Here is a 13,071-nt window from a genome sequence, read left to right on the forward strand (position 1 = left end):
CAGCCTGAGTTGCACATTCGCTCGCATGCGAAGGCGAAGTACGAAGCGGCTGCGGCCGTGATGGCCAATGCACAGAGAGTGGGCTTGACCAAATTGGGCATCGTTGGCTCTGAGCAGTTTGTCAATTAAAGTCATGTCCTTTTTTCCTCGTTTACTCGGTGATGTAGGAGGGACCAATGCGCGATTTGCATGGCAAGCGAATGCGCAAGCGCCACTGCAGCACTGTCATGTTTTGGCCTGTGCCGACTACACCGGCCTTGCCGAAGCGATTGAGGCTTACTTATCTATCGCTGGACTACCGAACCCTTTAGCGGCGGGCATTGGTATCGCCAACCCAATCACGGGCGATCAGATCGTCATGACCAACCATCATTGGTCCTTTTCTATAGAAGCCTTAAAGCACCGCCTCTCACTCGAAAAGTTGAAAGTCATCAACGATTTCACCGCACTTGCACTTGCTCTGCCTTCGTTGACAGAGAACCAAAAAATCAAAATTGGTGGCGGAGTGGCGCAACAGCAGGCCCCGATGGCTTTGTTGGGCGCAGGAACCGGTCTCGGGGTTTCCGGTTTGATACCGGTGGGCCCTCATTGGTTGGCCATCTCTGGTGAGGGAGGGCACGTCACATTGGCGGCACAAACAGCTGAAGAGTTTCGTGTAATTGAGTGCATCCAAGAAAAATACGGTCACGCCTCCGCAGAGCGTTTACTGTCTGGACAAGGCTTGGTTGATCTTTATCAGATCCTGTCTCAAGACCACGAAAATTCACCTAGGTTGCTGCATGCAGGTGAGATTTCTCAACTTGCCTTAGAAAACCATGATCCGCTTTGCCTTGCTTGCCTCGATATGTTTGCGGGATTTCTAGGATCTGTTGCAGGCGACCTGGCCTTAACGCTGGGTGCTCGCGGTGGCGTCTACATCGGTGGCGGCATCGTGCCACGCCTTCTAGGATGGTTCCAAACTTCGCGGTTTCGTCAACAGTTTGAGGCAAAAGGTCGCTTCGCCAACTATCTGAACAGCATTCCCGTATGGGTCATACAGTCAGACGAATCACCGGCCTTACTGGGTGCAGCACGAGCACTTGATGCAGATTGAGCTGAATCTGGTTTCAACATAACTCACTCAGAAATCCGCAAACTGGCATTCCCCCAAATCAGTCGACAAATAATGATGTCAAAACTCAGGGGGTACCACCCAAACCTGCTCGCTCGCTGGAGCGCACAGTTGCTATTCCTTCGCCTTGAGCAGGTTCGGGTGGCGGTGAAACCGGTGATGGCTGTCGATGATGCCCGAATCCCCCAGCTTTGGCGTCCATGCTTTCGCATCCACAGGAGCACCGTCGAGCGCCCTTGAATGCCATACCGATGCTGCGTCTCTTTATCGGCCAGCTCGCCTTTTTCTACTTGCTCCACCACAGCCAGTTTAAAAGCCAGCATGTAGTCCTTCTGAGTTCTCTTGATGCCTGATTCCATTTGACTTGCCTTTTACTTCAAGAAAAGGCGTCAAGCTCTGGCAAGACGGGTCACCCAAAAAACAAAAGCCGCTCAAAGCGGCTTTTGTTGTTAGGTTTGATCAACGATCAGTCGGCGTACTTGCCAGCAGCGTCCACAGCGGCCTTGATCTTCACCATCTCAGCAGCCACGAACTTCTTGTGCTCGGCCGGGTCGGTGCGGTTGTCGGTCACCACCAAAGCGCCCAAGCCTTCGTTCTTCTTGATGAATTCAGGGTCTTTCAGGGCTTTCTTCAAGGCGTCGTTGAGCGTCTTGGTGATGGCGGCAGGCGTGCCTTTGGGGGCATACAGGCCATGCCAGATCGTCAGGTTGAAATTTTTCATGCCCATCTCTTGCAAGCTGGGGTAATGCTTGAGCACGGGGTGATTGCTCAAAGGCTTGGCTGTGGTCACAGCAAAGGCCTTCACGCGACCACCCTCAATTTGGCCAACCGTGTTGGTCGTCTGGTCGCACATCATGTCCACCTGCCCACCGATCAGGGCGGTCATGGCTGGGCCAGTACCGCCAAATGGAATGGTGGTCATGGCTTCTTTGGTCTGCACGTTGGTTTGCCACAGCAGGCCACACAGGTGTGATGCGGAACCTAAGCCTGCGTGAGCGATGTTCAGCTTGCCCGCATTGGCGCGGATGTAGTTCTCAAAGTCGCGGTAAGTGTTGGCGGGCAACTGGGGCTTGCCAATCAAAGTCATGGGCACATCGTTGACCATGCCCAAGTACTCAAAATCCTCCATTGGCTTGTACGCGAGCTTGCGGTACAAAGCAGGCGTTGAGGCCATGCCGATATGGAACAACAACAGGGTGTGGCCATTCGGAGCCGCTTTGGCGACGCGGTTCGCACCAATGGTGCCGCCAGCGCCGACGGTGTTTTCTACCACAAAGTTGCTGCCGGGGATCTGCTTGCGCATGGCTTCAGCCAAGTCGCGCGCCACGCGATCGGTCGGTCCGCCAGCGGAGAACGGGACCACGATGGCCACCGGCTTGTTACCGGGAAAGGTTTGGGCATAAGCGCCCACAGAAACTGCAGCCAGAGTGGCGAGTGCGATCCATTGCTTCATTGAGAAACTCCTAAAAATGACTGATTATTTTAAAACCATCAGAGTGTCGTGAAATCGCGGAAAGTACCTAGCTGCTAACCCTTGTAAGACCTTGTTTTCATGAAGGAATTGACCGTTTCAGCGCTGCGCCAAAACAGTGCATCACGGCCATTGGCAGGGGACACTCACCCGCTGTAAAGCCGCTCCCCTCATTGGTAACTGCGGGCGTCCTCAATCACCTTGCCATCGTTGGCCAGGCTGCCTTGGGCCACCAAATGGACTTCACCTCGCAATTTGGTCACATCGCGCACCGCATCGGCCACGCGGCTTTTAAGGCCTTCGTCGGCCAGCAAGCCAGTCTCGACATGCAAAGCCATCTGGTCGTTGGCCATCTCGCCGGTCACGACCAACCGGGCTTTGCCCACTTCCGGGAAGCGTTTGACGATCTCGGCCACCTGGCCGGGGTGCACAAACATGCCGCGGATTTTGGTGGTCTGGTCGGCGCGGCCCATCCAGCCCTTGATGCGCTGAGCCGTACGCCCTGTGGGGCAGGTGCCGGGCATAATGGCTGACAAATCACCCGTACCGAAACGAATCAAGGGGTAATCGGGGTTGAGTACCGTGACCACCACCTCACCGACTTCGCCGTCGGGCACCGGATCACCCGTGCCTGGTCGCACGATTTCGACAATCACACCCTCATCGATCACCAAGCCTTCACGCGCAACCGTTTCGTAGGCAATCAATCCCACGTCGGCGGTGGCATAGCATTGGTAAGCCGCCACGCCTTGCTGAATGAACCAATCACGCAGAGAAGGCGGGCAGGCTTCGCCGGACACCAGGGCTTTGGTGATCGACAACTTTTGGCCCGCCTCGGCAGCTTTTTCAATCAGGATCTTCAGAAAACTGGGCGTGCCCGAATAGGCCACAGGACGCAGGTCGGCCACCGCTGCCAGTTGCTGCTCGGTATTGCCCACGCCGCCAGGGATCACCGCACAGCCCAAGGCATGGGCACCACTCTCCATGATCCAGGCGCCTGGCGTCAAGTGGTAGCTAAAGCAGTTATGCACCAGGTCCCCCGCCTCAAAACCAGCTGCCGCCATGGCTCGCGCTGCTCGCCAATAGTCGGGCGCATGGCCTTCGGGTTCATAAATCGGGCCAGGTGACTGGTAGACACGCCGCACACCTGCAGAGCGAACCATGCCCTTCCAGCCAATGGTGGCAAAACCACCAAAGGGATCCTGAGCCCGCAAGGCCTGCTGGCGCTCCAGCAATTGGTACTTACGGGTAACGGGCAATCGGGCCAGTGCTGCGCGGCTAATCACTTGGGCAGCATCGATGCCTTGCAGGATTTCAGCCAAAGCGGCGCTGTTTTTCTGGGCCTGCGCAATTTGCGCAGGCAAAGCCGCCATGAGCGCGGCTTCGCGGGCTTCAGGGGCACGGGTTTCCAACGCATCGAGGTGATGGGCCATGAGATTCTTTCAGGAGACTGCTGGGTAAGGAATGCGCGATCGATGCCCAATGCATCAAGCCAACCAGCGCTTGCGCCGCTTGTAACTCTTCACGTCCTTGAAGCTCTTGCGCTCACCGCCACCCATCCCGAGGTAAAACTCTTTCACGTCTTCGTTGGTGCGCAGGTCTTCGGCCGCGCCGTCCATCACGATGCGGCCCGACTCCATGATGTAGCCGTAATCCGAATACTTCAGCGCCATGTTGGTGTTTTGCTCAGCAATCAGGAAGGTGACTTTTTCCTTGTCGTTCAAGTCCTTGACGATGTTGAACACCTCTTCCACGATTTGAGGGGCCAAGCCCATGGAGGGCTCATCGAGCAGCATCACACTGGGGTTGGTCATCAGGGCGCGGCCAATGGCGCACATCTGCTGCTCACCGCCCGAGGTGTAGGCCGCTTGCGAAGTGCGGCGGGTTTTCAGGCGCGGAAAGTAGGTGTAGACCTTGTCCAAGTTGGCCGCGATTTCGCCCTTGTCGGTGCGGGTGTAGCTGCCGGTCATCAGGTTTTCTTCGATGGTCAAGTGGGCAAAGCAGTGGCGGCCTTCCATCACCTGGACCACGCCACGGTTGACGAGGTCAGCCGGTGTGAGGTTTTCGATGCGCTCGCCACGCAACTCAATGGAGCCCTTGGTCACCGCGCCACGCTCTCCTTGCAGCAAATTGGAGATGGCCCGCAGTGTGGTGGTCTTGCCCGCGCCATTGCCGCCCAGCAAAGACACGATGCCTTGCTCGGGCACCTGCAGGGACACGCCCTTGAGCACCAAGATGACGTGGTTGTAAATGACCTCGATGCCGTTGACGTTCAGAACAATGTTTTTGTCGCTCATGGACTGTGCCTTTTCAAATTCTGGGGTTCAAGCCAAATGAAACCGCTGCACGCAAGGGTTTCATGTGGCATCTGCCGCTGGCGCAAGCCATCGGCAGATGCAGCCCGCCGCTTGCGCAGCGGGCTGTTCACCGATCAGGACTGGCAATCCGCAGGAGTGCGGCGTGTGATCTTCTTCTCGGCGGCGTACTTGTTAGCAGCGGCTTTGACCATGGGCTTGATGATCTGCTCATCGGCTTGGTACCAGTCGCTGGAGAACTCCCACTTGCTGCCGTTCCATGTGTGGATACGGGCCCAGTTGGAACCCATGTGGTCAGCGCAAGAGGTGGAGACGGGACGCAACACACCCTTGAAGCCCAGGGCATCCAGCTTAGGCTGGGTCAGGTTCAGGTTTTCATAACCCCAGCGAGCTTGCTCGCCGGTCATGACTTTGCCCTTGCCGTACTTCTCTTGGGCTTGGCGCACACCTTCCACCGCGAACATGGCGCTGAACAAACCGCGCATGTACAACACTTCGCCCACTTCATCCTTGGGGCCTGTGCCTTGGTTCTTGGCGTGCAACTTCTGCAGAACTTCCTTCACGATCGCAGAGCCCTTTTCGGTGCCGTGCTGCATGGTGATGGCGTTGTAGCCCTTGGCGCCCATGCCCACGTCTTTGACGTCAGGCTCGGCACCGGCCCACCACACGCCATAGATTTTCTCGCGGGGGTAGCCGGTGGCTTGTGCTTCTTTGAGCAAGGTGGAGTTCATCACGCCCCAGCCCCAGTTGACCACGTAGTCAGGACGGTCGCGGCGAATTTGCAGCCAAGTCGATTTTTGTTCCACACCAGGGTGGGTCACCGGCAGCAAGCTCAGCTTGAAGCCGTGCATGGCCGCACGCTCTTGCAAAATTGGGATGGCTTCTTTGCCGAATGGGCTGTCGTGGTAGACCAGCGCGATGTGCTTGCCCTTGAGCTTGTCAGCGCCACCGGCTTTTTTCGCGATGTCTTGGATGATGACGTCACCGGCCACCCAGTAAGTGCCGGCCAAGGGGAAGTTCCACTTGAACACGCCACCGTCAGCCGATTCGCTGCGGCCGTAACCTGCGGTGATCAAAGGGATCTTGTCGCCAGGGGCTTTTTCAGTCAGGGCGAAGGTGATGCCGGTCGACAAAGGCTGGAACACGGTCGCGCCGCCGTTCTTGCCTTTCAGGCGCTCGTAGCACTCCACACCACGGTCGGTGGCGTAGCCTGTTTCGCACTCTTCATAGCTGACTTTGACGCCGTTGATGCCGCCGCGCGCATTGACCAGCTTGAGGTAGTCGACATAGCCGTTGGCAAAGGGCACGCCGTTAGGGGCGTAAGCGCCTGTGCGGTAGACCAGCACGGGGAAGAACTGCTCTTTGGTTTGGGCCGTGGCCACAGTGCTGACCAGCGCACTGGCAAGACCTGCAGCAGCCACCGTGGTGGCAAGGACGAGTTGACGAAGCTTCATGGTTTGTCTCCTGTTAAAAAAAGGGAAGCACTTGGGGTAAAAACACTCGGGAAAAACGCTGCACATCAGTGCGGGAAGGGCCACAGACGCAGCTTTTGCTTGGCCACCGACCACAGCTTGGCCAGGCCATGCGGCTCCACGATCAGGAACCACACAATCAGGGCACCAAAGATCATGAATTCGGTGTGCGACACAGCCGCTGTTGAGATGCTGACACCGACCAGATCGCCCACTGCTGGCAGGAACTGGTTCAGGAAAATCGGCAAGATCACGATGAAAGCCGCGCCAAAGAAGCTGCCCATGATGGAGCCCATGCCGCCGATGATGACCATGAACAACAGCTGGAAGGAGCGGTCAATCGAGAAGGCCGCAGGCTCCCAGGATCCCAGGTGCACAAAGCCCCAGAGGCCGCCCGCCACACCGACGATGAATGAGCTCACAGCAAAAGCGCTGAGCTTGGCGTACATGGGACGGATACCGATCACGGCAGCGGCCACGTCCATGTCGCGAATGGCCATCCACTCGCGGCCAATGGCCGAGCGCACGAGGTTTTTGGCCAGCAAACCAAAGACCACCAGAAAGATCAGGCAGAAGATGTACTTTTGCAGTGGCGTGTCAATCGGCAAACCGAACACATTGAGGTTGGCCACCGAGACCGAGCCCGAGGCGTTGTTGTTGGTGAACCAGCCCACGCGCAGGAAAGCCCAGTCGCAAAAGAACTGCGCGGCCAGCGTGGCCACCGCCAAATACAGGCCCTTGACGCGCAAGCTGGGAATTCCAAAGAACATGCCCACCAAGGTGGCAAAGAAGCCCCCGGCCAGCAGCGCGACGATCAGGGGCATGCCCTCGATGCGGATGTAGGTGTTGTAGGCCATGTAAGCGCCCACCGCCATGAAAGCGCCCGAACCCAGCGAAATCTGACCGCAGTACCCGACCAGGATGTTCACCCCCAAAGCCGCCAAAGACAGAATCAGGAACGGGATCAAAATGGCGCGGAACATGTATTCATCGGCGATGAAGGGCACACCGATGAACGCAAAGGCAATCAGCGCCAAGATGGCCCAGCGGTCTTGCGCAATCGCAAAGATCTGCTGGTCGCTGCGGTAAGAGGTCTTGTACTGACCGTTTTCTCTGTAAAACATGTTTTCTCTCCTTACACGCGGTCGATGATTTTTTCGCCGAACAAGCCTTGCGGACGGAACAGCAAGAACACCAGCGCCAGCACATAAGCAAACCAAATCTCGATGCCGCCGCCCACATAGGGGCCCAGGTACACCTCAGACAATTTCTCACCCACGCCAATGATCAGGCCGCCGATGATGGCGCCAGGCACTGAAGTCAGTCCGCCCAAAATGATCACCGGCAAAGCACGCAAAGCCACCGTGGTCAGCGAGAACTGCACGCCCATCTTGGAGCCCCAGATGATGCCGGCCACCAAGGCGGTCAGGCCCGCCACAAACCAGACGATCACCCAAATGCGGTTGAGCGGAATACCGATCGATTGCGCAGCTTGGTGGTCATCGGCCACCGCACGCAAGGCGCGGCCAGTGCCAGTTTTTTGGAAGAACAGCGACAAGACCACCACCAGCAAAGCCGCGATACAGGCCGCGTACACGTCTTCAAGGTTGACCAGCACACCGCCGGGGAATACCGACTCCAATAGGAAAATCGGATCTTTGGGCATGCCCACATCGATCTTGTAAATGTCGCTGCCGAAAATGGTCTGACCCATACCGTCCAGGAAATAGGTGATACCCAAGGTGGCCATCAACAACGTCACGCCTTCTTGGTTGACCAAGTGGCGCAGCACCAGGCGCTCAATCAGCCAGGCCAGCACATACATGATGGCAGCTGCCAAGATGAAGGCGATCAGGTTGCCGAGGAACTTGTCTTCGATGCCCAGCCAGCCAGGGATCCATTCGGAAAAACGGGCCATGGCCAAAGCCGCGAACAAGACCATCGCGCCTTGCGCGAAGTTGAACACGCCCGAGGCTTTGAAAATCAGCACAAAGCCCAGCGCCACCAGCGCATAGAGCATGCCGGCCATCAGGCCACCCAACAGAGCTTCCAGAAAAAATGCCATGTCTTATTCTCCTCAGTGGCTGGTGCCCAGATAGGCACTGATCACTTCTTCGTTGTTGCGCACTTCTTCGGGGGTCCCGTCGCCGATTTTTTTGCCGTAGTCCAGCACCACCACGCGGTCAGAGATGTCCATCACCACACCCATATCGTGCTCGATCAACACGATGGTGGTGCCGAACTCGTCGTTCACGTCCAGAATAAAGCGGCACATGTCCTGCTTTTCTTCCATGTTCATGCCCGCCATAGGCTCATCCAGCAGCAAAACCTGCGGCTCCATGGCCAAAGCGCGACCCAGGTCGACCCGCTTTTGCAAGCCGTAAGGCAACTGGCCCACAGGCGTTTTGCGGAAGGCTTGGATTTCCAGAAAGTCGATGATGTGCTCGACGAATTCGCGGTGTTTTTCTTCCTCGCGCTGAGCCGGGCCAATACGCAAAGCCTGCATGAACAGGTTGCTTTTGATGTGCAGGTTGCGGCCGGTCATGATGTTGTCGATCACGCTCATACCCTTGAACAAAGCCAAGTTTTGGAAGGTGCGGGCAATGCCCATCTCGGCCACTTGGCGGCTGTTCATGTGGTCAAACTTTTGGCCACGGAAGGTGATGCTGCCCTCTTGAGGGGTGTACACACCATTGATGCAGTTGAGCATCGAGCTTTTGCCTGCACCGTTGGGGCCGATGATGGCCCGCACTTCGTGCTCGCGCACGTTGAATGAAATGTCGGTCAGCGCCTTCACGCCGCCGAAGCGCAAACTGATGTTGCTGACGTCCAGAATGACGTCGCCGATTTTTTTGGTCATGCTGCTGCCTTCACGGGTGTGAATGTTTTGGCGTCGGAAATCTTGAGCGTGGCGCTGACGCTGCCGGTGCGGCCGTCTTCGAACTTCACCACGGTCTCGATGAACTGCTCGGCTTTGCCCTCATACAGGCCGTCAACCAGCGGTTTGTATTTGTCGGCGATGAAGCCACGGCGGACCTTGTTGGTGCGGGTCAACTCGCCGTCGTCAGCGTCCAGCTCTTTGTGCAAAATCAAGAAACGCGAGACTTGGCTGCCTGCCAGCATGGCGTCTTCAGCCAGGTCGGCGTTGACCTTTTCCACACACTCTTGGATGAGCTGGTACACCTCGGGCTTTTGCGCCAAGTCGGTGTAACCGGCATAAGGCAAATTGCGGCGCTCGGCCCAGTTGCCCACGGCGTCAAAGTCGATGTTGATCATCACGCACACTTTTTCGCGCTGGTCGCCGTAGGCCACCACTTCTTTGATGTGCGGGAAAAACTTGAGCTTGTTCTCGACATACTTGGGCGCAAACATCGCGCCGTCGTTGGCACCGCCCTGAATGCGGCCCACGTCTTTGACGCGGTCGATGATCTTGAGGTGACCATGGCCGTCGATGAAACCCGCGTCGCTGGTGTGGTACCAACCATCGGCCGTCAACACTTCGTCGGTGGCCTTTTGGTTTTTGTAGTACCCCTTGAGCAAACCCGGCGACTTGACCATGATCTCGCCGTTGTCGGCGACCTTGATTTCCACACCCTTGCATGGCACGCCCACGGTGTCAGCACGCGCCTCGTTGTCGGGCTGCAGGCACACAAATACAGCCGTTTCGGTCGAACCATACAGCTGCTTGATGTTCACGCCGATCGAGCGGAAGAAGGTGAACAGGTCGGGGCCAATCGCCTCGCCGGCGGTGTAGGCCACACGCACGCGGCTGAAACCCATGTTGTTGCGCAAAGGGCCATAGACCATGAGGTTGCCCAAGCCGTACAGCAAGCGGTCCATCAGGCCCACCGATTGGCCGTCCATCAAGGCGGGGCCGACCTTTTTGGCCACACCCATGAAGTGGTGGAACAGCTTGCGCTTGAAGCTGCCCGCGTCTTCCATGCGGATCATCACGCTGGTCAGCATGCCCTCGAACACGCGAGGCGGGGCAAAGTAATACGTGGGGCCAATTTCTTTCAAGTCGATGGTCACCGTGGCCGATGATTCTGGGCAGTTGACCACGTAGCCACACACCAGCCACTGCGCATAGCTGAAGATGTTCTGACCGATCCAGGCCGGTGGCATGTAGGCCAGCACGTCTTCGGCACTGGTCAGCTTGTCAAACTCAGCGCCTGCATCGGCGCGGTCGATCAAGGAGCTGTGCGTGTGCACCACACCTTTGGGGTTGCCCGTGGTGCCGGAGGTGAAGAACATCGCCGCCACATCGGTGTAAGTGGCTTTTTCAACTTCTTCTTTGAAGAACTGCGGATGCTGCTGTGCAAACACCCCGCCCGCAGCGATCAGCTCTTCGAGCGAGCCCAGGCCGTCTTCGGTGTACTTGCGCAGGCCGCGTGGATCGTCGAAATAAATGTGGGTCAGCTGCGGGCACTGCTCGCGCACTTCCAGCATCTTGTCCACCTGCTCCTGGTCTTCCACCACGGCAAAACGCACTTCGGCGTTGGTGATGGGGAACACGCATTCGGCTGCGGCCGCATCTTGGTACAGCGGCACAGGAATCGCACCCAGCGACTGCGCGGCCAGCATGGTGGCGTACAGACGCGGACGGTTGGAGCCCACCACGATCAGGTGCTCGCCGCGTTGCAAGCCAGCCTGGTGTAAACCGCAGGCCACCGATTGGACCAAGCGGGCCAGATCTGACCAGCTGGTGGTTTGCCAAATGCCATATTCCTTCTCGCGCAGAGCGGGCGCCGCGGGGCGCTCGGCAGCGTGCTTGAGCATCAAACGGGGAAACGTTGTTTGCATGACCTGACCTGTCTCCAAAAACGGTGCATCGAACACAATGCAACTGAACTTTGGCGGATGTTAGGCACTCATTTGACGCCAAGTTGTCGTTTGGACGACAATTCAGGGAAGACCCCTAGCCCTCCTGACCGTTTCCTGACAAGCACCGAATTGGACATGACCCCAGAAAACAGCGTCTACCAGCGCCGCCGCGCGCCCAACGAAGCGGAACTTCAGATGATTCCGTGGCTGCATCTTCTGCAAGACCAGGAGCGGCAAGAAATCGTGCCGCAACTGGTGGTGAGCGACCCGCAGGTGGGCGACTATGTGTGCCGCGTGGGCCGCCCCGTGACCTACTGGTTCGGTGTGATCTCGGGCCTGCTCAAAATGAGCAGCGACAACGAAAGCGGCCAGACCGTGACCTTCACCGGCGTGCCCCCAGGCGGCTGGTTTGGCGAGGGCACAGCGCTCAAGCGCGAGGTCTACCGCTACAACATCCAGCCCCTGCGCCCCAGCGTGGTGGCCGGCCTGCCGCTGGAGACGTTTCACTGGCTGATCGACCACTCGCTGGGTTTTAACCGCTTCATCATGCAGCAGCTCAACGAGCGGCTGGGCCAGTTCATTGCGGCTCGCGAACTCGACCGCATGACCAATCCCGAACTGCGCCTGGCCCGGCACCTGGCCACCTTGTTCAACCCGGTGCTGTTTTCTGGCGTGGGCGAGGTGCTGCGCATCACACAGCAAGAGCTGGCCTATTTGGTGGGCCTGTCGCGCCAGCGCGTGAACGAAGCGCTGCGTGTGCTCGAAGCGCGCCAACTCATCCGCATCGAATACGGCGGGTTGCGCATTCTGGATTTGCTGGGGCTGCGCACGGCGCAATTTTGAGTTGCAAAAGAGGGACAATGGGCACCCTGCCGATTCGGTCCATTTCTGCACCCCTCAAGCCCCATGACCCAGCCCCCCGCTTTCAAACGCGCCCCCCGCCCCGAAGGCAAGGGCGAAGCAGCCGCGCCCAGCGGCACCTCTCGCCTGAACAAACGCATGGCCGAGCTGCGCATGTGCTCGCGCCGAGAGGCCGATGCCTGGATCGAACAAGGTTGGGTATTCGTCAACGGTCTGCCCGCCACCATGGGCCAGCAGGTCACCCTGTCCGACCGCATCACCATCGACAAAGCCGCCGAGCAGCAACAAGACCGACAAGTGACCATCTTGCTGCACAAGCCCATGGGCTATGTGAGCGGCCAGGCCGAGGACGGACACGAACCGGCCATCACCCTGATCAACCCGCGCAGCCACTGGGGCGGCGACCCGTCCAAGCTGCGCTTCACGCCGCCCCACCTGCGCGGCTTGGCCCCAGCCGGACGCCTGGACATCGACTCCACCGGCTTGCTGGTGCTGACACAAGACGGCCGCGTGGCGCGTCAGTTGATCGGCGAAGACTCGGAGATGGAAAAGGAATACCTGGTGCGGGTGGCCTATACCGGCCACGAAAACACCGCTGCCGCCACAGCCGCATCGGCCACCTATGGCGGCAAAGCCAACCAACTCACCGTCATTGGCGACTTCGACCGCGTGAGTGCCAACGTGCAAGCCGTATTCCCCAAGGCGTTGCTAGAGCGCCTGCGCCACGGCCTGAGCCTGGACGGCAAACCCCTCAAGCCCGCCAAAGTGGACTGGCAAAACCCCGAGCAATTGCGCTTTGTGCTGACCGAAGGCAAAAAGCGCCAGATCCGCCGCATGTGTGAACAAGTGGGCCTGAAAGTCGTGGGCCTCAAACGCATCCGCATGGGCGGGGTGCAACTGGGCCAAATGCCAGCGGGGACTTGGCGGTATTTGGGGCCGAACGAGTCGTTTTGACCTCTTGAAATCCACCCACGACGCCCCAAGCTGTGGGGCGTTCTTGTTTTCTGACTTTTTCTA

General features: G+C 58.2%; 11 protein-coding genes and 1 pseudogene. 3 read left to right on the forward strand and 9 right to left on the reverse strand.

The window, feature by feature from the left end; translation table 11 throughout:
• Positions 1 to 133 precede the first annotated feature (133 nt).
• Complete coding sequence (locus B9Z50_RS15725) at positions 134 to 1,093, forward strand: glucokinase (RefSeq protein ID WP_108365709.1); 960 nt, start codon at positions 134 to 136, stop codon at positions 1,091 to 1,093.
• 188 nt (positions 1,094 to 1,281) lie between these two features.
• Here B9Z50_RS15725 and B9Z50_RS15730 read toward each other — a convergent pair.
• The 9 genes and pseudogenes from B9Z50_RS15730 to B9Z50_RS15770 form a co-directional block, all read right to left on the reverse strand.
• A pseudogene (locus B9Z50_RS15730) lies at positions 1,282 to 1,470 on the reverse strand (IS3 family transposase); the annotation flags it as partial.
• 107 nt (positions 1,471 to 1,577) lie between these two features.
• Positions 1,578 to 2,564 carry a tripartite tricarboxylate transporter substrate-binding protein gene (locus B9Z50_RS15735; protein WP_108365710.1) on the reverse strand — a complete coding sequence of 329 codons (987 nt, stop codon included), beginning with the start codon at positions 2,562 to 2,564 and terminating at the stop codon, positions 1,578 to 1,580.
• 188 nt (positions 2,565 to 2,752) lie between these two features.
• Positions 2,753 to 4,015, reverse strand: a complete 1,263-nt coding sequence (locus B9Z50_RS15740; RefSeq protein WP_108365711.1) for a phenylacetate--CoA ligase family protein — start codon at positions 4,013 to 4,015, stop codon at positions 2,753 to 2,755.
• Positions 4,016 to 4,069: 54 nt separating this feature from the next.
• A complete protein-coding gene (locus B9Z50_RS15745) occupies positions 4,070 to 4,879 on the reverse strand; it encodes an ABC transporter ATP-binding protein (RefSeq protein ID WP_108365712.1) in 810 nt (269 codons plus the stop codon).
• Positions 4,880 to 5,013: 134 nt separating this feature from the next.
• Positions 5,014 to 6,351, reverse strand: coding sequence for an ABC transporter substrate-binding protein (locus B9Z50_RS15750; protein WP_108365713.1), 1,338 nt, complete (start codon positions 6,349 to 6,351; stop codon positions 5,014 to 5,016).
• Positions 6,352 to 6,416: 65 nt separating this feature from the next.
• Positions 6,417 to 7,493 (reverse strand): branched-chain amino acid ABC transporter permease, encoded by a 1,077-nt coding sequence (locus tag B9Z50_RS15755; RefSeq protein WP_108365714.1) that lies wholly within the window; start codon positions 7,491 to 7,493, stop codon positions 6,417 to 6,419.
• An 11-nt stretch (positions 7,494 to 7,504) separates the two neighbouring features.
• Positions 7,505 to 8,434 (reverse strand): branched-chain amino acid ABC transporter permease, encoded by a 930-nt coding sequence (locus B9Z50_RS15760; RefSeq protein ID WP_108365715.1) that lies wholly within the window; start codon positions 8,432 to 8,434, stop codon positions 7,505 to 7,507.
• Between the two features lie 12 nt (positions 8,435 to 8,446).
• Positions 8,447 to 9,229 carry an ABC transporter ATP-binding protein gene (locus B9Z50_RS15765; RefSeq protein ID WP_108365716.1) on the reverse strand — a complete coding sequence of 261 codons (783 nt, stop codon included), beginning with the start codon at positions 9,227 to 9,229 and terminating at the stop codon, positions 8,447 to 8,449.
• Positions 9,226 to 11,172, reverse strand: coding sequence for a long-chain fatty acid--CoA ligase (locus B9Z50_RS15770; RefSeq protein WP_108365717.1), 1,947 nt, complete (start codon positions 11,170 to 11,172; stop codon positions 9,226 to 9,228). The genes B9Z50_RS15765 and B9Z50_RS15770 overlap by 4 nt, the downstream gene beginning before the upstream one ends.
• Before the next feature lie 156 nt (positions 11,173 to 11,328).
• Here B9Z50_RS15770 and B9Z50_RS15775 point away from each other — a divergent pair, with 156 nt between their 5' ends.
• Positions 11,329 to 12,036 (forward strand): Crp/Fnr family transcriptional regulator, encoded by a 708-nt coding sequence (locus tag B9Z50_RS15775; protein WP_108365718.1) that lies wholly within the window; start codon positions 11,329 to 11,331, stop codon positions 12,034 to 12,036.
• Between the two features lie 63 nt (positions 12,037 to 12,099).
• Positions 12,100 to 13,008 (forward strand): pseudouridine synthase, encoded by a 909-nt coding sequence (locus B9Z50_RS15780; RefSeq protein ID WP_108365719.1) that lies wholly within the window; start codon positions 12,100 to 12,102, stop codon positions 13,006 to 13,008.
• Positions 13,009 to 13,071 lie beyond the last annotated feature (63 nt).

The sequence above is a fragment of the Limnohabitans sp. Bal53 genome, from assembly GCF_003063355.1.
Classification (GTDB): domain Bacteria; phylum Pseudomonadota; class Gammaproteobacteria; order Burkholderiales; family Burkholderiaceae_C; genus Limnohabitans_A.